Raw genomic sequence first — 22,357 nt, 5'->3', positions numbered from 1 at the left:
GGATGGGAGACAGTAACAAATTTTGTATAACGCAGGGAGTGAGCGACCGGCCGGGCCAAAGTTCCGGCCAGCGATCCACCTCGCGCCACCTGTTCCATTTCCATAAAGAGACATGAGCACCACCCTGCCCCAGCCACTGCGCAACACCCGCGTCCTGAGCCTTGCCCTGAACCTGCCCGGCCCCGCCGCCCTGATGCGCTGCGCGCGCATGGGCGCCGAGTGCACCAAGCTGGAACCCCCGCCGGTGCCCGGCTATCCGAGCGCCGACCCCATGGGCATCTACAGCCCGGCCGCCTATGCCACGCTGCACCAGGGGGTGCGCGTGGTGCACGCCCACCTCAAGACGGCCGAGGGCCAGGCCACGCTGCACGGGGAACTGGCGCGCACCGATGTGCTCATCACCTCGTTCCGCCCCTCGGCGCTGGCCAAGCTGGGCCTGGCCTGGGAGGCCCTGCAGGCCAAGTACCCGCGCCTGTCGCTGGTGCGCATCGTCGGCGCGGCCGCCGCGCGGGCCGAGGAGCCAGGCCATGACCTCACCTACCTGGCCGATGCCGGCCTGGTCACCGGCACCGAGATGCCGCCCACGCTGTATGCCGACATGGGGGGATCGCTGATGGCCAGCGAGGCTGTGCTGCAGGCCCTGCTGGAGCGCGCCCACACCGGCAGCGGCGTGTGCATCGAGGTCGCACTGGCCGATGCCGCCGCCTGGCTGGCCCAGCCGCGCGACTGGGGCCTGACCACGCCCGACGGCGACGTGGGCGGCAACCACGCCGGCTACCGCATCTACCCCTGCGCCGATGGCCGCGTGGCCGTGGCCGCTCTGGAGCCGCACTTTGCCGCCAGCCTGTGCGCTGCGGCCGGCCTGCCCGCCACGGGCGATGCCCAGGTGCTGCGCGCCGCGGCTACCCATGAGGCCGTGGCCGCCTTCCTGCGCACGCAGACCCGTGCGCAGCTCGATGCGCTGGCGCAGGCGCAGGACATTCCCCTGCACACCCTGGCCTGACGGGTACCCCGATGCAAAAGCAGGGAACGGTGGTGCGCTGGAATGCCGAGCGCGCCTTTGGCTTCATCCGCAGCGAGGACACCGATGCGGACGTGTTTTTCCATGTGCGCGACTACCGGGGCGGCAGCGCGCCGCGCGAAGGCCAGGCGGTGGTGTACGAGGAAATCCATGTGGGCGGGAAAGGGCCGCGGGCCATGGCAGTGCAGCCGCAGGGTGCCCGCGCAGCCAGCGCGTCTGCCACCCGACCCACGCAGGCGAGGACGGCGGCTGCACCGCGACGGAAACAGCAGCCGCCGCGCGCAGCCCGATCCGGCAAGTCCCCGGCCTTGCAGGGCTTGGCTTTTTTGCTGATGGCAGTGTGGCTGGCCCTGCTGGCCTTTGGCGTATGGAACGGCCGATTGGCCTTGTGGCTGCTGGGCGCAGCCGTGGCGCTCAATCTGCTGACCTTCATTGTCTATGCCGTGGACAAAAGCGCCGCGCAAAGCGGCCGATGGCGCGTTCCGGAGAACAACCTGCACCTGCTGGCCCTTGCCGGCGGCTGGCCCGGCGCCTGGTTCGCCCAGCAGATGCTGCGCCACAAATCGAGCAAGACCGAATTCCGAGTGGCGTACTGGGCCACCGTGATGGCGAACTGCGCGGGCCTGGCCGCCTGGGTTGTGCGCTGGATCGGCTGAGCAAACCGCGTTCCACGGAGGGGATGACAGGTAAATTGTCGCTGGGACTACACGCGCCCACGCGGCCAGGGGCTTCAATGGTCAGGTATCCACCCCTCCAAAGGAGACGGCCATGAAGCCAATGATTCTTGACTCCACCATGACCAATATGGGCGGCGTTTTCTACCCCACGGGGCATGTGTTCGCCCTGTTCCCCGACGAGGACTGCGTGCGCCAGGCGGCGGCGGCACTCGAAGCCGCGGGCCACAAGGGCGAACTGGCCTATGCCAGCCCCGAGGCCATCATGGCCGACATCGTGCGCACGCTGGGCACGGCCGATGCCCCGCTGCCCTCGGTGGGCGCCGAAGGCGACATGGTGCGCCGCATCGCCGACCTGGCCGGCACCGGCCACCATGGCCTGCTGATCCAGATGGACAGCAAGGACGAGCCCGACACCGTGGTCGACGCCATCACACCGCAGGGTGCGGCCACGGCCTTCTACTACCGCACCTTCATCATCGAAGACCTGGTGACACCGCCCGTGGCGGACGACAAGACCCAGTCCGTGGTGGTCGGCACGCACGCCGCGACGGACTGAACCCCGCCCCCCCCCCGCGGACCGGCAAGGCCGGCGCCTCCACCCGCGACGAACCCGCGTTCCGCAAGGCACGCGGGTTTTTTCGCATCCGCTGCCGCCAATGATTTGCTGCCAAACCGCCAGGTTGTCGATATAGTGGTTTTGCAAGGCAGGCCAGCTCACCCGCTCACCCACCGGCGCCCTCGCCCTGGGGAGCCAATGCCGCCCACCGCACGGGAGGGAATCGTATGGGGTTTTTCAGCCACGGTGCCTCACCCGGGGCGCCTTGGGCCACCGGGCCCTGAAGCGCAAGCGGCAGCCGTGCATGGCCGATGTGCGCGAACCACCCCGCCAGGGACCGCTGCGCTCCACGCTGCGGATCACCTGGCCTTTCCTGCTCATGGTGGTTGTGCTGGCGGCCTGCGCATCGGGCAGCCTGCACGTGCTGTCGGCCGTGCGGGCCTTCGTGGCCGGTGAAAGCCTGTGGACCAAGGGGCAGAAGGACGCCATCTACTTCCTGGACCGCTACGCCGCCACGGGCTCCCCGGACGCCTATGCCCAGTTCAGGAAGGCCATCGACGTTCCGCTGGGCGACAAGGCGGCGCGGCTGGCCCTGCTGGAGACGAGCCCGCCCGACTTGAACGCGGCGCGCGAGGGCTTTGCGCGCGGCGAGAACCACCCCGAGGACATTGACAGCCTGATCTGGCTGCTGCGCTGGTTCAACCGCTACGAGATCATGCAGCAGCCGCTGGTGCACTGGCTGGTCGGGGACCGCCACATCGACAGCCTGCTGCAGCTGTCGCAGGAGATCCAGCATGGCCACACCAGCGGCCTGGTGGACGCCGCCACGCGCCGCGACTGGCAGGCCCGCATCCGCGCCATCAACGCGGGCGCGACGCCGGCGGCCCGCGCCTTCAGCGCATCGCTCGGGCACAGCTCCCGGCGCATCGTGCAATGGCTGCTCTGGGCCAATGCGGGCATGGCGGCTGCGCTGATACTGCTGACCACCTGGCACACCCGCAGCCTGCTGGCGCAGCGCCAGCGCGTGGAGCAGGCGCTCGACGCCGAGCGCGAGCAGGCGCACGTCACGCTAGCAGCGATTGGCGATGCCGTGGTGACCACCGACCTGCAGGGCGAGGTGCGCTACCTCAACCCTGCGGCAGCGGCCCTGGTGGGCATTCCGGCACAGCAGGCCATCGGGCGCCCGCTGGCCCAGGTGCTGCAACTGAATGACGGCACCGGCGCCCTGGGGGCCGACCGACTGGTGGAGCGGGTGCTGCGCGGCGCGCCCATCCACCGCGACGGCTTCACCCCCACCGTGGTGCGGCCCGACCAGAGCCTGGTACCCATCAAGCTCGTGGGCTCGGCCATCCGCCACCAGGGCCAGCCCACCGGTGTGGTGCTGGTGCTGCACGACGTGACGCGCGAGCGGCACTATGTGGAGCAACTGTCGTGGCAGGCCAGCCACGACGCGCTCACCGGGCTGGTGAACCGGCGCGAGTTCGAACGCCGGCTGGAGGCCCTGATCAGCCAGCCGCGTGCCATGGGGCGCGAAGGCACCCTGCTCTATGTGGACCTGGACCAGTTCAAGCTCATCAACGACACCTGCGGCCACCAGGCCGGCGACGAGATGCTGCGCGAGGTCTGCCGCATGCTGCAGAGCCACCTGCGCGAGGGCGATACCCTGGCACGGCTGGGGGGTGACGAGTTCGGCATCCTGCTCAAGGACTGCCCGCCCGGCCCCTCGGCGCGCATTGCCGAGCAGTTGCGCCAGGCCGGACACGATTTGCGCGTGCTGTGGGAAGGGCGGCAGTTGACCACCGGCCTGAGCATCGGCATGGTGCAGCTGATCCCGGCCCTGAACACCATCCAGGAGGCCATGCGCGTGGCCGACATGGCCTGCTACCGCGCCAAGGAGGGCGGCCGCAACCGGGTCTTCGTCTACCAGGCACAGGACATCGAGATGAGCCGCCGCGAAGGCGACATGGACTGGGTGCGGCGCCTGCGCCTGGCGCTGGAGCATGGCCGCTTCCGGCTGCACGCACAGACCATCACTGCGCTGCAGGGCGCCGGGGCCGGCCTGCACCTGGAGGTGCTGCTGCGCCTGGCCGAGGACCCGGGGGAACTGATCCCTCCAAGCAGCTTCATTCCGGCCGCGGAGCACTACGGCATGATGCCGGCCATCGACCGCTGGGTGGTGCGGCACACGCTCGACGCCCTGGCGCAGCACCTCGCCACCAGCGGCGCGGCGCCCGTGCACACCTGCGCCATCAACCTGTCGGGAACCAGCCTGGGCGACGAGACCCTGCTCGGGTTCATCCACACCGCCATCGGGCAGTCGGCGGTGGACCCGCGCATCCTGTGCTTCGAGATCACCGAGACCAGCGCCATCTCCCACCTGCCCAGCGCAGTGCGGTTCATGAAGGACCTGCAGCACCTGGGCTGCCGCTTTGCGCTCGATGATTTCGGCGTGGGCATGTCCTCCTTCACCTACCTCAAGCACCTGCCGGTGGACTACCTCAAGATCGATGGCAGCTTCGTGCGCGACCTGCTGGACGACCCGACGAACCGCGCCATGGTGGAGATGATCAACCACATCGGCCATGTCATGGGCAAGCAGACGATCGCGGAGTTTGCCGAGTCCATGGAGATCGTCGATGCGCTGCGCAGCATCGGCGTCGACCATGCGCAGGGCTATGCCCTTTCGCGGCCCGTTGCGCTGGCCGACTGCCTGCGCAGCGGCTGAACCAGGGCCCCGCTGGCCAAGGCCAGGCCGGGTACGACCAGCAGCACGGCGCCCAGCGAGGCCCCCGAGACAGGTTCACCCAGCAGCCAGGCCCCACCCGCCGCCGTGAGCAGCGGCACCAGGGCCGCCGACAGGGCGGCGCGCGCCGCCCCCAGCCGTGCAATCGCCACGCTGTAGACCACCAGGCCCAGCAGACCGGCCATCACCCCCTGCCCCAGGGCCTGCCAGGCCACATCGGTCCATGGCGCCGACAATAGGCGCGGTGCACCCACCAGCGCCAGCACGGGCAGCAACAACAGGGCCGACCCCAGGTTCACCACGGCGGCGCCCTGCCATGGCGTGAGGCCGCTGGCGCGGAACGCCAGCGTGTACACCGACCACAGCAGCGCCGCCAGCAGGAACAGCAGATCGCCACGCCAGACCCCGTCCGCCGTGCGCCAGCCGCCGGCACCAAAGACCGCCATGCCCGCCACGATGAGCGCCAAGCCCAGCAGCCGCGAGGGCGCCAGCCGCTCTCCCCCTACCAGCCAGGCCCCGAGCGCGGTGAACACCGGCAGGCTGCCCGCAACGAAGATGCCCATGTGCGCAGCGGGAGCCCAGCGCGCACCGGCCAGCACCACCAGGCCGAACGGCAGGCCGCCGCACAGCACCAGCAGCGCACAACGCAGGCGCGACAGGCCGGCCGGCCATCCGCTGTGCCGCAGCCACAACGGCGCCAGCACCAGGGCCGGTATCGCATAGCGCAGCACGGCCAGCTCGACCGGCCCCAGGGTGGTGATGACCCCATGGCGCGAGGCGATCTGCCAGCCGCTGCCGATGAGCGCGGCGGCCAGGGCGGCCAGCCAGCCGACCCAGGGCGATGGAATGGAAGAACACAGGCGGCGAAAGGAGGATGCGAGAGCAGGCATGCCCGCAGTCTCGGCGCGGCACCCCCGGTCCGGCTATCAGAATCCTGCCCCGGTCAGCAGCGCAGCGCCTGCCGCGCCTGCGCCGGCGTCACGCCGATGGCGCGGCGGAACGCGGTACCCAGATGGCTCTGGCTGCTGTAACCCAGGTCATGCGCCAGGGCGGCCAGGTCCCCCTCCCCTTCGTCCAGGCGCTGCAGCGCCGCCGCCAGTCGCAATTGCTCGCGGTAGGCGTGCAGGCCCAGGCCAGTGTGGGTACGGAACAGGCGCGCAAGGTGGAAGTAGGAGCAGCACGCCGCATCCGCCACGTCGTGCAACGACCAGCCCATGCCATCGGCAGCCGCGGTGCGTGTGGCCATGAAGCGCCGTGCACGCGCCACCGCGGCATGGGCCATGGCGCTGTTGCCGCTCGGCACACCCTGCCCAAGCACGGGCCCGGCCGCCTGCTCGCGCCCCTGTGCGAGCGCACGCCAGTGCAGGCGCAACTGCCACAGGGCCCGTGGCGGCAGCGTCCAGGCCGATGCACCACCCAGATTTCCAGCCGATGCGCCGCCCGGCTGCATGCTGACGACCATGTGGCAGCGCTCCACGGCCTGCCACTCGTGGATGCGGTACGGCAGCCCGGTGGGCAGCGCCACCACGGTCAGCCCGTCGAGCAGCAGTTGCTGCCCTTCCATGTGGAACTCGGACACACCACACACCGGATAGACCCAGCGCGGCGTGGCCACCTGGTAGAGGGCGCCGCCGGCATGGGCCACGCCCGCGGGCTTGACCACCCGCTCCACCCGCCACGCAGCGGTGTCGGCGTAGAGGATGCGCTCCTGCGGCATTGCGGGCCGGGCTGGGTGCCCGTCTTCAGCGGCCCTTGCGGCCGGCCGAGGGCTTGGCCGAGCCGGTTACACGCGGTGGCAGGCCGGTGTGCTGCGTGAGCATGCGACCCTTTTGCGGCTGCGTGGACTTGAGCGCCACACCTTGGGAGGACTTGGATGCCGCAGCCGCAGTGGCCGCCTTGGCACTGCCGGGCGTGGAGTTCTTGCGCCGCGCGCTCTGGTAGCCGCCGTCCGTCAGGGGCTGGAAGGTCGGGATCAGGTGGTGCTTGCCGTTGCCGATCAGGTCGGCCCGGCCCATGGCCTTGAGCGCGTCGCGCAGCAGCGGCCAGTTGTTCGGGTCGTGGTAGCGCAGAAAGGCCTTGTGCAGGCGGCGGCGCTTTTCGCCGCGCACGATGTCCACACCCTCGCTGTCGCGCGTGATCTTGCGCAGCGGGTTCTTGTTGCTGTGGTACATGGCCGTGGCCGTGGCCATGGGACTCGGGTAGAAGGTCTGCACCTGGTCGGCGCGGAAACCGTTCTTCTTGAGCCAGATGGCGAGGTTCATCATGTCCTCGTCGCTGGTGCCCGGGTGCGCGGCGATGAAGTACGGGATCAGGAACTGCTTCTTGCCCGCCTCTTCGCTGAACTTCTCGAACATCTGCTTGAACTTGTCATAGCTGCCGATGCCCGGCTTCATCATCTTCGTGAGCGGGCCCTGCTCGGTGTGCTCGGGCGCGATCTTGAGGTAGCCGCCCACGTGGTGCTGCACCAGTTCCTTCACGTACTCGGGGCTCTTCACGGCCAGGTCGTAGCGCAGGCCCGAGCCGATCAGGATCTTCTTGATGCCCTTGAGCGCGCGGCCACGGCGGTAGATCTTGATCAGCGGATCGTGGTTGGTGCCCAGGTTGGAGCAGATGCCGGGGTACACGCAACTCGGCTTGCGGCAGGCGGCCTCGATCTCGGGGCTCTTGCAGCCCAGGCGGTACATGTTGGCCGTGGGGCCGCCCAGGTCCGAGATGGTGCCGGTGAAGCCGGCGACCTTGTCGCGGATGTCCTCGATCTCCTGGATGATCGAATCCTCGGAGCGGCTCTGGATGATGCGCCCCTCGTGCTCGGTGATGGAGCAGAAGGTGCAGCCGCCGAAGCAGCCGCGCATGATGTTGACCGAAAAGCGGATCATCTCCCATGCGGGGATCTTGGTCGCGCCGTCGTGACCGCCGTTCTCGTCGGCATAGCTCGGGTGCGGGCCGCGGGCGTAAGGCAGGTCGAACACGTGGTCCATCTCGGCCGTGGTCAGCGGAATGGGCGGCGGGTTGATCCACACGTCGCGGGCGGTCACGCCCTCGCCGTGGGCCTGCACCAGGGCACGCGCATTGCCGGGGTTGGTCTCTAGGTGCAGCACGCGGTTGGCGTGGGCGTACAGCACCGGGTCGCTCTTGACCTGCTCGTAGCTGGGCAGGCGGATCACGCTGCGATCACGCGGCGGCACCTTGAGCTTGGCCTTGAGCGCCGGGTTGGCCACGAACAGCATGGGCCGGATCGCGGGGTTGGGCTCGGCCGCAGCGGCTGCGCCGGCCTCGGCATCCGGCGTGCCATCTTCCTTGCTGCAGGTGCTGCCCTGGGCGGCGGCCTGCTCGCTGGTCGTCATGTAGGGGTTGATGTGCGCCTCTACCCGGCCCGGCTCGTCCACGCTGGTGGAATCGATCTCGAACCAGCCCTTGCCGCTGTCGTCGTCGGACCGGCGCACGAAGGCCGTGCCACGCACGTCGGTGATCTGCTCCACGGGCTCGCGCGCGGCCAGGCGGTGCGCCACCTCGACCAGGGCGCGTTCGGCATTGCCGTACAGCAGCAGGTCGCACTTGGCATCGACCACCACCGAGCGGCGCACCTTGTCGCTCCAGTAGTCGTAATGGGCAATGCGGCGCAGGCTGCCTTCGATGCCGCCCAGGATGATGGGCACGTCCTTGTAGGCTTCGCGGCAGCGCTGGCTGTAGACGATGGCCGCACGGTCGGGGCGCTTGCCGCCCACGTCGCCCGGGGTGTAGGCATCGTCGCTGCGGATCTTGCGGTCCGCCGTGTAGCGGTTGATCATGGAATCCATGTTGCCCGCCGTCACGCCCCAGAACAGGTTGGGCTTGCCCAGCGCCTTGAAGGGCTCGGCGCTCTGCCAGTCAGGCTGGGCGATGATGCCCACGCGAAAGCCCTGGGCCTCCAGCGTGCGGCCGATCACGGCCATGCCGAAGCTCGGGTGGTCCACATAGGCATCACCCGTCACCAGAATGACGTCGCAGCTGTCCCAGCCCAGCTGATCCATCTCGGCACGGCTCATCGGCAGGAACTTGGCCGTGCCGAAGCGCTTCGCCCAATAAGGGCGGTAGCTGGTCAGCGGCTTGGCTGCGCGCGCGAAAAAGGAGACGTCGACGGGGGCGTTCATGTGGGGGGTGCAAGACCTCGGATGGGCGAGGCCGTTATGGATAACCCGCGATTTTACGTTGGCGGGCCTGTTTTGTCGCTGTGGCCGGTTTGTCCTAGCTTTTGTCCGGTTGTGCCCAAAGGCGCATATACTTGCCAAAGTCAATTAATTGCATGCTTTGGGCAATCAATCATGAACCAAGCCGCCCCCGCCGACGCAGTCAAGGCCGTGCGCCGTTTCAACCGCTTCTTCACGCGCCGCATCGGAGTGCTCGACCCCTACCTGGGCAGCGAGCTGTCGCTGACCGACGTGCGCGTCCTCTATGAGCTGGCGCACCGCCAGGACCTGGTGGCCAGCGAGCTGGCGCGCGAGCTGGGGCTGGATGGTGGCTACCTGAGCCGCATCCTGCGCCGCTTCGAGAATGCCGGGTGGATCAGCCGCGCGCCCAGCGCCAAGGATGCGCGCCAGAGCGTGCTGACGCTGACACCCACAGGCCACGATGCCTTTGCCCCACTGCAACAGCGCTCGCGCGAGGAGGCGGCCGCCCTGCTCGCCCCCCTGCCCGCTGCCCGGCAGGCAGAGCTGGTGCAGGCCATGGAGCGCATCGAGGCCCTGCTGGAGCCTGCCGCTCCCGGCGGCGCCCCACGCGTGGCCGTGCTGCGCGACCCACAGCCTGGCGACATCGGCTGGGTGGTGCAGCAGCACGGCGAGATCTACGCGCGCGAATATGGCTGGGACATGCGCTTCGAGGCCCTAGTGGCCGACATCGCCGCGCAGTTCGTGCGCAGGTTCCAGCCCGAGTGGGAAAAATGCTGGATCGCCGAGCTCGATGGCGAGCGCGTGGGCGCCATCTTCCTGGTGCGCAAGTCGGCCACCACGGCCAAGCTGCGCATGCTGATCCTCTCACCCAAGGCCCGCGGCATGGGCCTGGGGGCGCGGCTCACGGACGAGTGCATCGCCTTTGCGCGTGCCAAAGGTTACAAAAAAATGGTGCTCTGGACCAACAGCTGTCTCATTACCGCACGCTCGATCTATGCCAAGCGGGGATTTGTGTTGGACAAATCGGAGCCGTACGAAGACTTCGGGCAACAATTGGTGGGAGAAACCTGGTCACTCAAGTTGTGACCCCTTCCTCTTTCACACCCACCATCCGCCCGCTGGCGGCGCATGACGATCTTGCGCGCCTGACCGCGCTGATCCACTCCGCCTATGCCCCGCACGCTGCCAAAGGCCTGCGCTATTGGGCCACCCACCAGACGGTGGAGGACACGGCAAAACGCCTGGCATCGGGCCAGGCGCTGGTGGTGGAGATCGATGGGGACTATGCCGCGACAGCGACCTTGCGCGCCCCGCAGCCGGAATCCAAGGTGGCGCTGTACCGTGACAGCTCGGTATGGTCCATCACGCAGTTCTGCGTGGCGCCCCGGTTCAAGGGCATGGGGCTGGGGAAACTGCTGCATGGGGAACTGCTGGCCCGGGCGCGCCGTGCCGGGGCCGCCACCCTGGCACTGGACACGGCCGAACCGGCCCATGCGTTGATTGCAATGTACGAAAGCTGGGGCTACCAAGTGGTCGGCGAATGCGACTGGAGGCCGCTCACCAACTACACCAGCGTGCTCATGGCGCGTGCGGTCGACCAGCAGCCTCTGGCGCCCTTGGCCCGATAATTTTTTACCACTCGCCCACTTCGCGTACGCGCTGGGCCAGGTCGAACTCTTCCTCGTCCTCGAAATCCTCGGCCACCTGCGCAAGGCGCGCGCTGGCGGCACCGCCCGACGCCTGCATGGCCACAACGGACATGGGCGAAGGCACCGACGGTGCAGAAAAGCGGCCGAACAGGTGGCTGGCCAGCGTGCTGGGAAGGGATGCAGTCAGTGGCAGGGCGAACATGGCGGTTCCTTGGGTGCGTTGATTCGTTGTTGTTGACCGAGAATAGTTATCGGCTATGGGTTCAAGTGTAGGAACGGACCGCATCCGCGCTTGTGACAGAACGCACACTTACACGGCCATGGCCGACCGGCGGGCGCGCGGCTGTGACAGGCGTCACATAACTGCCGCCCACCAGGGCCGACAGTGGTGCGTTTGCGCAACATCTTTGCCCTTGTTCAACGCTGATAAGCTCTGCACCCCATGCCACAGACGCTCGCCACCCCCGCCCACAGCGAGCTCCTCATCAAGAAAAGCCGCTTCATCGGCTGCGTGCAGCCCATGGCCGACCGGGCCAGCGCCCAGGCCGCGGTGGACGCGCTGTGGAAGCAGCACCCGGGTGCAGCCCATGTCTGCTGGGCGCTGTTGGCGGGTGGCCAGTCGGCTGCGGTGGACGATGGCGAGCCCAGCGGCACGGCCGGCCGCCCCATGCTGGACGTGCTGCGCCACCAGGACCTGGAAGGCGTGCTGGCCACGGTGGTGCGCTACTTCGGCGGCGTGAAGCTGGGCGCGGGCGGGCTGGTGCGGGCCTATACCGACGCCATCGCCCAGGCCTTGCTCAGCGCACCCAAGGTGACGCTGCAGCGCATGGCCACGCTGCAGTGCATGGTGCCCTACGCGCTGGAGGGCCTGCTGCGGCGAGAAGTGGAAGCGGCAGGCGCTGACCTGCTGGATGTGCAGCACGGCACGCTGGTCACCCTGCAGGTGCGACTGCCCCAGGCGCAGGCCGAGGGATTCGTGCAACGCATCAACGACCAGGGCCAGGGGCGCGTGGAGTGGCTGGACTCCGACTGAGCCAGAACAATGGACAAGCGCCTACAAGGCTTCGGCCCCGCGCCCTGCACACTGGCGTTTCCTTGCCACTTCGGGAGACGAGATCCATGGGCCAACCGCCGTTAGACACCATCATCATCGGCGCTGGCACGGCCGGCCTGGCCGCCTTGCGCGAGGTGCGCAAGCGCACCGAGCGCTACCTGATCGTCAACGACGGCCCCTGGGGCACCACCTGTGCCCGCGTGGGCTGCATGCCGTCCAAGGCGCTGATCGAGGCGGCCAATGCTTTCCACCGGCGGCTGGCTTTCGAGGAGTTCGGGATCCGGGGCGGCAGCGATCTCCGGGCCGACATTCCTGCGGTGCTCAAGCGCGTGCGTGCATTGCGCGATGACTTCGTGGCCGGTGCCCTGAAGGCCACCGACGACCTGGGCGGCGCCAGCCTCTCGGGCCGGGCCGTGCTGCTGGATGCGAACACCGTGGACGTGGGCGGCGTGCGCTACCAGGCCGACAGCATCATCCTGGCCACGGGCTCGCGTCCCGTGGTGCCCGAGGAATGGCTGGCCTTTGGCGACCGCATCCTGACCACCGACACCCTGTTCGAGCAGGAAACCCTGGGCCCGCGCGTGGCCGTGATCGGCATGGGCGCCATCGGTGTCGAGCTGTCGCAGGCCCTGGCGCGCCTGGGCCTGGAAGTGGCAGCCTTCACCACCGGCCACGCCCTGGGCGGGCTGAGCGACCCCACCCTGAATGCCGAACTGGGCGCCCTGCTCAAGAAAGAGATGGTGCTGCACACCCACGCCAAGGCCGAGTTGCGCGAGGTACCCGGCGGAATCGAGGTCAGCAGCGGCGCCAACCGCGTGGTGGTGGACCAGGTGATCGCCGCCATGGGCCGCACACCCAACATCGAGCACCTGGGCCTGGAAACCCTGGGCGAGCCCCTGGACAAGCGTGGCATGCCCAAGGTGGATCCGCAGACCCAGCAGATCGGCAAGCTGCGCGTGTTCCTGGCGGGCGATGCCAATGGCCATGCGCCGTTGCTGCACGAAGGTGCGGACGAGGGCCACATCGCGGGCATGAATGCGCTGGCCGCAGAGCCCACGCGCTTCGTGCGCCGCACGCGCTTGTCCATCGTGTTCTCGGACCCCAATATCGCGGTGGTGGGCACGCCTTTCGACCAGCTCGATCCGGCCCACACCGTGGTCGGTGCGGTGGACTTCGAACGGCATGGCCGCGCCCGCGCCGCCCTGCGCAACCACGGCCGCCTGTGCGTCTATGCGGACAAAGGCAATGCGCGCCTGCTGGGTGCCGAGATGTGTGCGCCGGATGGCGAGCACCTGGCCCACCTGCTGGCCCTGGCCATCCAGCAAAAGCTCACGGTGCACCAGCTGCTGGGCATGCCGATCTACCACCCGGTGCTGGAGGAAGGCCTGCGCAGCGCCCTGCGCAACGCGGCCCGGCACCTGCCGGAAATCAGCGAATCGGACCTCGCGGCCTGCCAACCCATCGGCGTGGCGGCCCTGGAGTGAAGCGTCCAGGGCGTCCGGAGTGCGTTTCAGCCACGGCAGGATGTAACAATTGACAAACATCCTTCATTTAGGGCGCAGAATGCCGATAAGCGAGAGAAGTACCGGAGAACCCCTATGGATGTCGCCCTCAGCAACAGCATCGTCAACACCGCCACGGCCCTGGCCAGCCGCGAGACTTCCGATGCCCTCAACATCCGCGTCCTCAAGAAGGCGCTGGACATCCAGGCCAATTCAGCCGCCACACTGATCCAAGCCCTGCCCCAGCCACCCCTGGCCACCTCGGGCACGCTGGGCACCCAGGTCAACACGTTTGCCTGAAGGCATACCGCCCCCCCCATTTCTCCAAGGTAAGCCCCTCACAAGCCGCCCCTAGAGGCGGCATTTTTTTGGTCCCGCCAGGTCAACCCATCAATCCTCTGGCGCAAACCGCTCACGGTAGCCCTTGGGCGAAACGTTCAGGTGGCGCATGAACATGCGCCGCATCACCTCTTCGGAATTGAATCCGCACTGCACGGCGATGGCCTTGTTGCTGTGCCGGTGTGCCTCGATCAGGCGGCAGGCCTTCTCCAGGCGGATGCGCTCCACGGCATGGGCGGGCGTGGTGCCCGTGTGGCTGGCGTAAAAGCGCGCAAAGGTGCGCAGGGTCATGCCCAACTGGTCGGCCATGCGCGCCACGCTCAGGTCCGAGCGCAGGTGCTCGGCAATCCAGGCATGCAGGCGGGTGATGCGCTCGTCGTCTGCGGTCTGCTCCAGCAGCGCGCTGCTGAACTGCGACTGCCCGCCGGGGCGCTTGTAGAACATCACCAGCTTCTTGGCCACGGCCATCACGATGTCGCGGCCCAGGTCGGCTTCGACCATGCCCAGGGCCATGTCGATGCCGGCCGTGACCCCGGCCGAGGTCCATACCCGCCCATGGCGGAAGTAGATGGCATCGGGCTGCACATCAATGGCCGGGAACCGCGCCGACAGGTGCTCGCACGCCGCCCAGTGCGTGACCGCACCGGCGCCGTCGAGCAGGCCGGTGTGCGCCAGCACGAAGGCGCCCGTGCACACCGATGCCAGCCGCTCGATGCGCGGTGAGGCACGGCGCAGCCATTGCGCCAGGGTGGCCGCCACCGGGGTGTCCTGCGCCTCCCGGTCCGCGGCAGCGGGCCTGAACACCCCCGGGCCACCCGGCACCACCACCGTCTGTACCTTGCGCGCCAGGCGCTGCGGCAGCGCGCGTGCCACCAGGTCCACCCCGCTCGAGCTGCGCACGGCACCGCCCGACAGGCCGTAGACCCCGGTCTCGTAGACCGGCGCGCGGCCGGCCAGCCGCAGTTCGTCATTGGCCGTGGCGAAGACCTGCAGCGGCCCGCTCACGTCCAGCAGCTGGAATTGGTCGAAAACCAGGAACCAGACCTGGTGGGCGGTGGGTGGCATGGGCGGACCGAGGTTGGCAGAAATCGTGGTGCTTCTGTCCTGACGGACAGACAGGCGAATCCTACAGTGGAGCCATCGAAACATCCACCGCAACGAAAGGCCCTCCCCATGAACATCGGCATGCTGGTATTTCCGGACATCACCGCCATCGACTACGTCGCCCCCGCTGACCTGCTGGTGCGCATACCGGGCGCGCAGCTGCACCTGGTGTGGAAGCACACCGACACCCTCCGCACGGAGCTGGGCTGGGAGTTCCGCCCCACGGCATCGTTCGACAGCTGCGGCCAGCTCGACATGCTGGTCGTGCCCGGCGGCCCGGGCATCGAGGCCTTGCTGAGCGACGAAGAAACCCTGGCCTTCCTGGCCCGGCAGGCCCAGGGCGCCCAATGGATCATGGGCATCTGCACCGGCCCGCTGGTGCTGGGCGCGGCCGGCCTGCTGCAGGGCTACCGCGCCACCTGCCACTGGGGCTCGCACGAACTGTTGTCCCTGGTGGGGGCCACGCCGGTGGACGAGCGCGTGGTGGTGGACCGCAACCGCATCACGGGCGCGGGCATGACCTCGGGCATCGACTGTGCGCTGCAGGCGATTGCGCTGGCCAGCAGCGCCGAGGTGGCCCAGGGCGTCCAGCTGTTTGCCGAGTACGACCCCCAGCCGCCCTTTGACACCGGCGCGCCGCACAAGGCACCCGCGCCCCTGGTGCAGGCGGCCCGGGCACGCCTGCAGCCCATCGTGGACCGGCGCCGCGCTCTGCTCAGCGCGCGCCAGACCGCCTGAATCCGATCCAGCCCCTTGCCAGAGAGAAAGCGCCATGCCCCACCTCCACACCCCCGCCCTGACCCGCCGCCACTGCCTGCAGGCTGCGTTGCTGCTGGCGTTTCCGCTCGCGGCCGCCGCGCAGGCCTACAACGGCCCCATCCGCATCCTCGTGGGTTACCCGCCGGGCGGCCCGGCCGACACGGCCGCCCGCATCGTGGCCGAAAAGCTCGCCACCCAGTTGGGCCAGCCTGTGCTGGTGGACAACAAGCCGGGCGCCGGTGGCCAGATCGCGGCCCAGGCACTCAAGGCGGCCCCGGCCGATGGCTCGGTGCTCTTTCTGAGCAACACCCACACCGTGGCCATGGTGCCGCTGACCATGAAGGCGCCCGGCTTTGTGCCCGCCACCGATTTCCGCCCCGTCGGCGCCGTGGCCAACTTCGAACTGGCGCTGGCCGTGCATCCCAAGACCGGGGCCACCACCCTGGCGGAACTGGGTGCGTGGTTCACCGCGCGCCGCGGCGACGCGAGCATCGGCGTGCCGGCGCCAGCGTCCGCACCGGAATTCATTGCCGCCGAGGTGGCCCGCCACCTCAAGGCCGACATCGTGCCCGTGGCCTATCGCGGCGCCACCCCCATGGTGACCGACCTGCTGGCAGGGCAGATTTCGGCGGGGGTGTCGGGCATCTCGGACTTCCTGCAGCACCAGAAGGCAGGCAAGCTGCGCATCCTGGCGGTCAGCCGCGCCACACCCCTGCTGCCGGGCGTACCCTCGTTCGCGCAGGCGGGCCTTGCGAGCCTGGATGCGACCAGCGACTTCCTGGGGCTGTACGCCCCTGCCGGCTTGAGCGATGCGGCGGTGGCCCGCTACAACACAGCAGTGAACCAAGCAGTGGCCATGCCCGAAGTGGTGGCCAAACTTCAGGCCAGTGCCATGACGCCGGCCACCGGCACGCCCGCAGAGCAGGCCCAGCGGCTGGGTCAGGTGTCGAAGGCGCTGGCAGCGCTGGTCGCGCAAAGCGGCTTCGTGCCCCAGTAGCAGCCCAGGCGGCATGCGACGGGGACACGGCAGATGATACAAAGAGAGCTACGCCATCACCTGCCCGCAAGACCCGCATGTCCACCGCCCTGCATTCTGCCGATCTTATTTGCGCCCCCCACGAACGTGGCGCCCTGCAAGTGCCCTACCTCAAGCGCTGCTGGTCCAGCTGGATGGCTGCGCGCCAGGGACAGCCCGGCATCGGCCCGCGGGAAGCCCACCGCACCCAGCTTGTTCTGGCCGCCATGGGCGTGGGGCTGGAGCAGAGCCTGCAGTACGTGCTGCGCGAAGCGCCGGACTTCGCCGGTTTCGAGGATTGGATCGCGCGCACGGCAGGAGCCCCCGACGCCGCCACCGTGGCGCGCATCCAGGCCCTGGTCGATGGCGGCGCGCAACCTGCCGCGCAGCTGGATTTGCATGCCCGCATCGATGCCATGGCACCCGTGCTGGACGCGGCCGATTTGGCCCACTGGGACGAGCATGGCTATGTGGTCCTGCGGCAGGCCGTGCCTGCCAGCGACAGCGCGGCCGCGGCGCAGGTGGTGTGGGATGCCGTGGGAGCCACTCCGGATGATGCGGACTCCTGGTACCCGAACGCCCCGCGCAATGTCATGGTGCAGCTGTTCCAGCACCCGGCCTTCGAGAAGAACCGCCGCTCCCCGCGCATCCACAAGGCATTTGCCCAGCTGTGGGGCACCGCCGACCTGTGGCGCAGCACGGACCGCTGCGGCTTCAATCCGCCCGAGCGCCCGGGCCACGCCTACAGCGCCCAGGGCCTGCACTGGGACGTGAGCCTGGTGCAGCCGATTCCGTTCTGCACGCAGGGCATCCTCTACCTCAGCGACACCCTGCCCGAGCAAGGCGGCCTGACGGTCGTACCCGGCTTCCACCGCCGGATCGGGCCCTGGCTGGCCAGCCTGCCGCCAGGCGCCGACCCGCGGCGCCAGGATTTCCAGGCCCTGGGCGCCCGCCCCATCGGTGCGGCTGCGGGCGACCTGGTGATCTGGCACCAGGCCCTGCCCCACGGCCCGAGTCCGAACCGTGCCACGCAGCCGCGGCTGGTGCAGTACATCAACATGTTCCCGGCCGAGGTGCCGGCCCATGGCGACTGGGTGTGACCATCTGGCCGCTCAGCCGGCTACAGCATGTGCGGCGCGAACATCGAGCGGCGGCTGACGGCCTTGCCCGACACGGTGAACCGACCCTCACCCTGGCAATGCCAGGTGCGCAGCCGCCGGGGCCATGGGGCATCCAGGCGTGCACGGAAAGCTCGATGCGCGGGTAATCGGTAGACTTGGAAGCCATGGTGGAGAGATCCGAGGGAGAAGCAAATCAATGAGCAAGGGGCGAATGTTTTCGTGGGCCATCGTGGTGATGCTCGCGCTGGTGCCCGTCAATTCGTTGCGGCTCTGGCTGCAGGGCGAGCCCCCGTCGGGCGCCACGCCGCTCGGGTCCGTGATCGGCGGCGCCGTCGCCGGGGGCATCGCGGGCGCCCTGGGTTTCTTTCTGGTGGTGAGCGCGCGTGGCATCCGCAAGCGCCAGGCCAGCGAGCAGCAGGCACTTGCGCGGCTGCAGGAACAACCCCTGGCCCCCATGGTCCCGCGGCAGGCCTTGGTGCGGCCCGGAGAAGTGGCCTATGCGGCGGTCCAGGCACACCTCAGGGAGGTCCATACCGTGGGTTATGAGACCGAGACCGCGGGCACCAGCCGTCCAGCGCTGTTTGGCGTCGTCACCCACCACCGCAGCAACGCCACCAGCATCGCAGTGAATGAAGCCCTCATCGTCGCGACCGGTGAGCTGGTGGTGACCGACGAGCGCGTGATCTTCGCCGGCGACCACAAATCCTTTGCCCTGGCACTCGACACCCTGGTGAACATCAGCGGCTACACCAACGGTTTCACGCTGAGCGATGGCCGGGCGACCCACACAGTCCTCATAGAAGACCCCTACCAGCACGCCGTGTTCCAGTTCACGCTCCAGAAAGCGCTGCACGCGATCGGCATGCGCTGACCATGGCGGCGCAGCGCTACCTGGGCGCTGCCGCAGCCACGCGCCAGATGGCATTGCCCACATCGTCGGCCACCAGCAGCCCGCCACGCGCATCCATGGCCACACCCACCGGCCGCCCGTAGGCGTTGCCTTCAGGGCTCAGAAACCCCGTGAGCACGTCGATCGGCAGGCCCGAGGGCTGACCATCAGCGAACGGCACGAACACCACCTTGTAGCCGCTGAGCGGCTTCCTGTTCCAGGAGCCGTGCTCGCCCACAAAGGCGCCGCTGGCCAGTTGGGGCGCCAGCGCCGGCGCCTGTGCAAAGGCCAGGCCCAGGGGGGCCACGTGCGAGCCCAGCGCATAGTCGGGTGCCAGGGCCTTGGCCACCAGGTCCGGCCGGGGCGGCTGCACCCGCTGGTCCACATGCTGGCCGTAGTAGCTGTAGGGCCAGCCGTAGAAGGCGCCATCCTTCACCGACGTCAGGTAGTCGGGCACCAGGTCGCTGCCGATCTCGTCGCGCTCATTGACCACCGTCCACAGCGCGCCCGTACCAGGCGCCCAGCCCAGGCCATTGGGGTTGCGCAGGCCGCTGGCAAAGATGCGGTGGCTGCCGCTGGCGCGGTCCACCTCCCAGATGGCGGCACGGCCCTCTTCGGCCGCCATGCCGTTCTCGCCCACATTGCTGTTGGAGCCCACGGTCACGTAGAGCTTGCTGCCGTCGGGGCTGGCGATGAGGTTCTTGGTCCAGTGGTGGTTGATGGGGCCGCCGGGCAGGTCCAGCACCTTGGTGCCCGGCGTGGTGATGCTGGTCTGCCCGGGCTCGTAGGCAAAGCGCAGCACCGCATCGGCGTTGGCCACGTAGAGGTCCTTGCCGACCAAGGCCATGCCGAAGGGGGAGTTCAGGTTCTGCAGGAACACGCTCTTCGTCTCGGCCTTGCCGTCGCCGTCGGCATCGCGCAGCAAGGTGATGCGGTTGGCCGAGGGGCGCTTGCCGGAACCGGCCTTGCCCATCACCGTCTTCATGACCCAGCCGCGGATGGCGCCGAACACTCCGCCCGATGGCGCACCCTCGCCCTTGGGTGGCGCCTGGCTCTCGGCCACCAGCACGTCGCCGCCCGGCAGCACCATCACCCAGCGCGGGTGGTCGAGCCCGGTGGCCAGCGGCGTGACCGACAGGCCCGGCACGGCGGCAGTGGGCATGGCGCCCTCGGGCCAGCCCTTGGCAGGCGCGATCTTGAGCGTGGGGATCAGCGATGGGTTGGGCACCGGCAAGGTGGGCGACTTGCCCATGCCCTGCTCGGGCGAAAGGATGGCGGTGTCGCCGCAGGCGGCCAGGCTGGCCGCCAGCACGGGGCCGGCCAGAAGCACCTGCCAACGCAGCGATGTCGAAGGAAAGGAAAGTGGCATGGCATGGGCCTTTGGTCAGAGGGATGGATGGCACGGCGGCAAGGCCGCACGGACCTGCACCGGGCAGTGTGGAGGCGTGGGCCTGCGTGCCCTGTCAGCCAATCGCGCAAAATGCGCGGCCCGCGTTACATTTGCGCTACCCCCCAGGCCCTGCACAGGCACGGCAAGCACACCACCATGAGACTCAAGACCGTCGTCCTGTTGGCGATCATCCTGTTCATCGGCTTTTTCGCGGTCGAAAAGCTGCGCGTGGGCCGCGTGGACAAGAAGCTGCAAGGCCAATCGGCCACGCAGCAGGCCTTTGCCGAGGTGCCGCAGCAGACCGCTACCAGCGCGCCCGCTTTCGCACTGCAGGGCTACCAGGTCAGGCCGCTGGCGCAATTCGCCATCCGCGCCCGGGTGCTCGGGCGCGAGGAATACTCCTTCGGCCGCGAGGCCGACCTTTCCCCCGTGGACCTGGCCCTGGGCTGGCGGCGCATGGCCGAGCCGGCTGTGTACGAGCCGCTCAACATCACCCAGGGCGGGCGCTGGTACCGCTATTCCTGGTCCAACCAGCCGCCGATTCCGCTGCAGGAGATCATCGAATCCTCGGCCAACATGCACCTGATCCCGGCCAACCCGGCCGTCGAGAGGGCGCTCAAAAAGGCGCGCAAGGGCAGTTTCGTGCGCATCACCGGCCAGCTGGTGGAGGTCACGCACCCCGGCGGCTGGCGCTGGACCAGCTCGCTCACCCGCTCGGATTCGGGCGCCAACTCGTGCGAACTGATCTATGTGGAGACGGCGCAGGTGGAGTAGCCACTTCGGTGCGCTGAAAAGACGGAAATCCACCGACAAGGTGTCCAGATATGACGCCTGTCGTTTCCGTGGAATTTTTCACGGTTTTTTGGTGTCGTCGTCAGATCTTTTCGGACTATCCGATAGGGGAAGTTCGGCTTCAGTGAGCTGCCAGTGCCATTCGCAACTCGTAGTTGCTGGGTGACTGGTATCCCAGTGTGGAGTGCAGCCTGACGGGGTTGTAAAAGCCCAGGATGTAGTCCGCGATGTGAGCCTTGTCCTCGGCATGGTTTGCATAATCGCGCTGCCAGACCCGCTCTACCTTCAGATTCAGCAAGCACCGCTCCAACAGATCCAGCACAGCACGGCCAGATAGAGCCAGCCACTGCGCGTGCGCACATAGATGATGTCGCTCACCCATGCCTGGTTGGGTCTGGCCGGCTTGAACTGGCGCGCCAGTATGTTGTCTGCGACCGCAAAGCCATGGCGGCTGTCGGTGGTGTGCGGGAACTTGCGCCGCCAGCGCTCTCGCAGACCGTTGGTGCGCATCAACTGGCGTGCTATGTGGCGCCCAACAGCCCACCCTTGCAACTTCAGCTGCGCACCAGCCAGAGCGGCTGATGCCAATAACCCTGCACCATTGGCTTACCGAGGCCTTCTGCGCCTGTGCTTGTGCACTCACCAGGTCCTGAATCATTTCATTTCCCGGGCGAAGAAGGCCGACGCTTTTTTAGCAGCTCATTGTCCGACTGCAGTTGCCTGACTTGAGATTTCAATTGCCTATGCGCTGCTGCTCGGCCGTCAGTGGCTTGCCAATGCCTGGACGCCCGGCCGCCTCTTCGTCGTACTGCGCAAGCCGGCGGCGCGCCGCGCTGTCCACCAGGTCCAGATCCTTGCAGACCCGGCCTACGCTCAGGTCCTGCTCTCGGATCATCTTGACCACTTGCAGCTTGAATGCCGCGTCAAAGACTCGGCGCTCTCTTTTGTCTTTCTTGTTTCGTCATCTCCTCTGGGGTCTATGGGCCCCTATCGAGGTGTCCTATTTCTTTGGACCATGACACTACCAAGTCGCCAGCGGATTTGCGGGGTATTGGGTTACGGTAAACGCACAGCGCTCAAGCCTGCCAAACTCCGCCACAACGGAGGCAAACATGTTGATACAACTGATCTACGCGAGCCGATGCTCGCGCGTTCTGGGGCCTGCAGATGTCAAGGACATCCTGAGTGCATCGCAGCGCAACAACACCCGCGCAGGCATCACGGGTGCGCTGTGCCTGAACAACGGCATATTTCTGCAACTGCTCGAAGGCGACCGTACTGCGGTGAATGCGCTGTACCACCGACTGCTCAAGGATGACCGCCACCGCGACACGGCGGTCTTGGACATGAACGAAATCCCGCACCGCCGCTTCACGGGCTGGTCCATGGGGCTGATTGCATCACTTGAAACCAACCGGCAGTTGTTCCTCAAATACTCCGGCACGGCGGATTTCGACCCGTACACCATGGGCACGGCAAGCTTGCGCAGCTTTTTCGAAGAGATCCTGCAGAACGTGCGCTGGCTCGAGTAGCCGTATTGACGCACAGAGGGACCAAAGACTCGCCGAGGAGCTTGTCCCCCTCATTGGCTGAGCCAC

21 protein-coding genes and 1 pseudogene are annotated in these 22,357 nt (G+C 68.1%); 15 read left to right on the top strand and 7 right to left on the bottom strand.

All coding sequences use genetic code 11. The features are described 5' to 3' along the window. The first annotated feature begins 112 nt into the window (after positions 1-112). The 4 genes from AC07X5_RS09325 (at position 113) to AC07X5_RS09310 (ending at position 4,979) form a co-directional block, all read left to right on the top strand. Complete coding sequence (locus tag AC07X5_RS09325; RefSeq protein ID WP_409956917.1) at positions 113-1,003, top strand: CoA transferase; 891 nt, start codon at positions 113-115, stop codon at positions 1,001-1,003. Between the two features lie 11 nt (positions 1,004-1,014). Beyond that, the gene (locus AC07X5_RS09320; protein ID WP_494769895.1) at positions 1,015-1,677 is read left to right on the top strand and encodes a DUF1294 domain-containing protein; all 663 of its coding nucleotides are present in this window, start codon (positions 1,015-1,017) and stop codon (positions 1,675-1,677) included. A gap of 112 nt (positions 1,678-1,789) precedes the next feature. After that, a complete protein-coding gene (locus AC07X5_RS09315; RefSeq protein ID WP_409956921.1) occupies positions 1,790-2,254 on the top strand; it encodes a hypothetical protein in 465 nt (154 codons plus the stop codon). A 304-nt stretch (positions 2,255-2,558) separates the two neighbouring features. Then, a complete protein-coding gene (locus AC07X5_RS09310) occupies positions 2,559-4,979 on the top strand; it encodes an EAL domain-containing protein (RefSeq protein WP_494769894.1) in 2,421 nt (806 codons plus the stop codon). Here AC07X5_RS09310 and AC07X5_RS09305 read toward each other — a convergent pair. From AC07X5_RS09305 to AC07X5_RS09295, 3 genes are read right to left on the bottom strand one after another with little or no spacing between them, the layout of a single operon-like run. Beyond that, complete coding sequence (locus AC07X5_RS09305; RefSeq protein WP_494769893.1) at positions 4,928-5,887, bottom strand: DMT family transporter; 960 nt, start codon at positions 5,885-5,887, stop codon at positions 4,928-4,930. The genes AC07X5_RS09310 and AC07X5_RS09305 overlap by 52 nt on opposite strands. Before the next feature lie 53 nt (positions 5,888-5,940). Beyond that, the gene (locus AC07X5_RS09300) at positions 5,941-6,714 is read right to left on the bottom strand and encodes a helix-turn-helix transcriptional regulator (protein WP_494769892.1); all 774 of its coding nucleotides are present in this window, start codon (positions 6,712-6,714) and stop codon (positions 5,941-5,943) included. Between the two features lie 25 nt (positions 6,715-6,739). Then, positions 6,740-9,127 (bottom strand): YgiQ family radical SAM protein, encoded by a 2,388-nt coding sequence (locus AC07X5_RS09295; protein ID WP_494769891.1) that lies wholly within the window; start codon positions 9,125-9,127, stop codon positions 6,740-6,742. A 171-nt stretch (positions 9,128-9,298) separates the two neighbouring features. Between AC07X5_RS09295 and AC07X5_RS09290 the strand changes: the two genes are divergently transcribed. Together AC07X5_RS09290 and AC07X5_RS09285 are read left to right on the top strand one after the other, a co-directional pair. Beyond that, on the top strand, positions 9,299-10,231 hold the full coding sequence (locus AC07X5_RS09290; protein WP_494769890.1) for a bifunctional helix-turn-helix transcriptional regulator/GNAT family N-acetyltransferase: 933 nt from the start codon (positions 9,299-9,301) through the stop codon (positions 10,229-10,231). Then, the gene (locus AC07X5_RS09285) at positions 10,228-10,773 is read left to right on the top strand and encodes a GNAT family N-acetyltransferase (RefSeq protein WP_494769889.1); all 546 of its coding nucleotides are present in this window, start codon (positions 10,228-10,230) and stop codon (positions 10,771-10,773) included. Before AC07X5_RS09290 ends, AC07X5_RS09285 begins: the two co-directional genes overlap by 4 nt. A 4-nt stretch (positions 10,774-10,777) precedes the next feature. Here the strand turns inward: AC07X5_RS09285 and AC07X5_RS09280 are convergent, their stop codons facing one another. Further along, positions 10,778-10,996, bottom strand: a complete 219-nt coding sequence (locus tag AC07X5_RS09280; protein ID WP_409956934.1) for a hypothetical protein — start codon at positions 10,994-10,996, stop codon at positions 10,778-10,780. A gap of 240 nt (positions 10,997-11,236) precedes the next feature. Here AC07X5_RS09280 and AC07X5_RS09275 point away from each other — a divergent pair, with 240 nt between their 5' ends. The 3 genes from AC07X5_RS09275 (at position 11,237) to AC07X5_RS09265 (ending at position 13,650) form a co-directional block, all read left to right on the top strand. Next, on the top strand, positions 11,237-11,827 hold the full coding sequence (locus AC07X5_RS09275; protein ID WP_494769888.1) for an IMPACT family protein: 591 nt from the start codon (positions 11,237-11,239) through the stop codon (positions 11,825-11,827). Positions 11,828-11,913: 86 nt separating this feature from the next. Next, entirely contained in the window at positions 11,914-13,332 is a 1,419-nt protein-coding gene (locus AC07X5_RS09270; RefSeq protein ID WP_494769887.1) for a dihydrolipoyl dehydrogenase, read from the top strand. 114 nt (positions 13,333-13,446) lie between these two features. Next, the gene (locus AC07X5_RS09265; protein ID WP_494769886.1) at positions 13,447-13,650 is read left to right on the top strand and encodes a YjfB family protein; all 204 of its coding nucleotides are present in this window, start codon (positions 13,447-13,449) and stop codon (positions 13,648-13,650) included. Between the two features lie 90 nt (positions 13,651-13,740). On the opposite strand, the gene AC07X5_RS09260 is transcribed toward AC07X5_RS09265, so the two are convergent. Then, complete coding sequence (locus AC07X5_RS09260) at positions 13,741-14,754, bottom strand: GlxA family transcriptional regulator (protein ID WP_494769885.1); 1,014 nt, start codon at positions 14,752-14,754, stop codon at positions 13,741-13,743. A 108-nt stretch (positions 14,755-14,862) separates the two neighbouring features. Here AC07X5_RS09260 and AC07X5_RS09255 point away from each other — a divergent pair, with 108 nt between their 5' ends. The 4 genes from AC07X5_RS09255 (at position 14,863) to AC07X5_RS09240 (ending at position 18,559) form a co-directional block, all read left to right on the top strand. Then, positions 14,863-15,531 carry a DJ-1/PfpI family protein gene (locus tag AC07X5_RS09255; RefSeq protein WP_494769884.1) on the top strand — a complete coding sequence of 223 codons (669 nt, stop codon included), beginning with the start codon at positions 14,863-14,865 and terminating at the stop codon, positions 15,529-15,531. A 34-nt stretch (positions 15,532-15,565) separates the two neighbouring features. Next, entirely contained in the window at positions 15,566-16,549 is a 984-nt protein-coding gene (locus tag AC07X5_RS09250) for a tripartite tricarboxylate transporter substrate-binding protein (RefSeq protein ID WP_494769883.1), read from the top strand. A gap of 77 nt (positions 16,550-16,626) precedes the next feature. After that, a complete protein-coding gene (locus AC07X5_RS09245; RefSeq protein ID WP_494769882.1) occupies positions 16,627-17,667 on the top strand; it encodes a phytanoyl-CoA dioxygenase family protein in 1,041 nt (346 codons plus the stop codon). Between the two features lie 232 nt (positions 17,668-17,899). Continuing rightward, a complete protein-coding gene (locus AC07X5_RS09240; protein WP_494769881.1) occupies positions 17,900-18,559 on the top strand; it encodes a hypothetical protein in 660 nt (219 codons plus the stop codon). A 16-nt stretch (positions 18,560-18,575) separates the two neighbouring features. On the opposite strand, the gene AC07X5_RS09235 is transcribed toward AC07X5_RS09240, so the two are convergent. Further along, complete coding sequence (locus tag AC07X5_RS09235; RefSeq protein ID WP_494769880.1) at positions 18,576-19,946, bottom strand: PQQ-dependent sugar dehydrogenase; 1,371 nt, start codon at positions 19,944-19,946, stop codon at positions 18,576-18,578. 177 nt (positions 19,947-20,123) lie between these two features. Between AC07X5_RS09235 and AC07X5_RS09230 the strand changes: the two genes are divergently transcribed. Next, positions 20,124-20,741 (top strand): hypothetical protein, encoded by a 618-nt coding sequence (locus AC07X5_RS09230; RefSeq protein ID WP_494769879.1) that lies wholly within the window; start codon positions 20,124-20,126, stop codon positions 20,739-20,741. 139 nt (positions 20,742-20,880) lie between these two features. Here the strand turns inward: AC07X5_RS09230 and AC07X5_RS09225 are convergent. Then, positions 20,881-21,702, bottom strand: a pseudogene (locus AC07X5_RS09225) (transposase); the annotation flags it as partial. 169 nt (positions 21,703-21,871) lie between these two features. Here AC07X5_RS09225 and AC07X5_RS09220 point away from each other — a divergent pair. Further along, positions 21,872-22,291: a BLUF domain-containing protein gene (locus AC07X5_RS09220; protein WP_494769878.1), complete on the top strand. Its 420-nt coding sequence runs from the start codon at positions 21,872-21,874 to the stop codon at positions 22,289-22,291. Positions 22,292-22,357 lie beyond the last annotated feature (66 nt).

The sequence above is a fragment of the Acidovorax sp. GW458-11-26-14-TSB4 genome (genome assembly GCF_059423865.1).
The sequence above is the reverse complement of the archived record's forward strand: the minus strand, read 5'-3'. Positions and strand labels throughout refer to the sequence as shown.

Coding starts and splice junctions, on each gene's coding strand:
- AC07X5_RS09325 (WP_409956917.1), top strand. CDS start 113: ATGAGCACCACCCTGCCCCAGCCACTGCGCAACACCCGCGTCCTGAGC.
- AC07X5_RS09320 (WP_494769895.1), top strand. CDS start 1,015: ATGCAAAAGCAGGGAACGGTGGTGCGCTGGAATGCCGAGCGCGCCTTT.
- AC07X5_RS09315 (WP_409956921.1), top strand. CDS start 1,790: ATGAAGCCAATGATTCTTGACTCCACCATGACCAATATGGGCGGCGTT.
- AC07X5_RS09310 (WP_494769894.1), top strand. CDS start 2,559: ATGGCCGATGTGCGCGAACCACCCCGCCAGGGACCGCTGCGCTCCACG.
- AC07X5_RS09305 (WP_494769893.1), bottom strand. CDS start 5,887: ATGCCTGCTCTCGCATCCTCCTTTCGCCGCCTGTGTTCTTCCATTCCA.
- AC07X5_RS09300 (WP_494769892.1), bottom strand. CDS start 6,714: ATGCCGCAGGAGCGCATCCTCTACGCCGACACCGCTGCGTGGCGGGTG.
- AC07X5_RS09295 (WP_494769891.1), bottom strand. CDS start 9,127: ATGAACGCCCCCGTCGACGTCTCCTTTTTCGCGCGCGCAGCCAAGCCG.
- AC07X5_RS09290 (WP_494769890.1), top strand. CDS start 9,299: ATGAACCAAGCCGCCCCCGCCGACGCAGTCAAGGCCGTGCGCCGTTTC.
- AC07X5_RS09280 (WP_409956934.1), bottom strand. CDS start 10,996: ATGTTCGCCCTGCCACTGACTGCATCCCTTCCCAGCACGCTGGCCAGC.
- AC07X5_RS09275 (WP_494769888.1), top strand. CDS start 11,237: ATGCCACAGACGCTCGCCACCCCCGCCCACAGCGAGCTCCTCATCAAG.
- AC07X5_RS09270 (WP_494769887.1), top strand. CDS start 11,914: ATGGGCCAACCGCCGTTAGACACCATCATCATCGGCGCTGGCACGGCC.
- AC07X5_RS09265 (WP_494769886.1), top strand. CDS start 13,447: ATGGATGTCGCCCTCAGCAACAGCATCGTCAACACCGCCACGGCCCTG.
- AC07X5_RS09260 (WP_494769885.1), bottom strand. CDS start 14,754: ATGCCACCCACCGCCCACCAGGTCTGGTTCCTGGTTTTCGACCAATTC.
- AC07X5_RS09255 (WP_494769884.1), top strand. CDS start 14,863: ATGAACATCGGCATGCTGGTATTTCCGGACATCACCGCCATCGACTAC.
- AC07X5_RS09250 (WP_494769883.1), top strand. CDS start 15,566: ATGCCCCACCTCCACACCCCCGCCCTGACCCGCCGCCACTGCCTGCAG.
- AC07X5_RS09245 (WP_494769882.1), top strand. CDS start 16,627: ATGTCCACCGCCCTGCATTCTGCCGATCTTATTTGCGCCCCCCACGAA.
- AC07X5_RS09240 (WP_494769881.1), top strand. CDS start 17,900: ATGTTTTCGTGGGCCATCGTGGTGATGCTCGCGCTGGTGCCCGTCAAT.
- AC07X5_RS09235 (WP_494769880.1), bottom strand. CDS start 19,946: ATGCCACTTTCCTTTCCTTCGACATCGCTGCGTTGGCAGGTGCTTCTG.
- AC07X5_RS09230 (WP_494769879.1), top strand. CDS start 20,124: ATGAGACTCAAGACCGTCGTCCTGTTGGCGATCATCCTGTTCATCGGC.
- AC07X5_RS09220 (WP_494769878.1), top strand. CDS start 21,872: ATGTTGATACAACTGATCTACGCGAGCCGATGCTCGCGCGTTCTGGGG.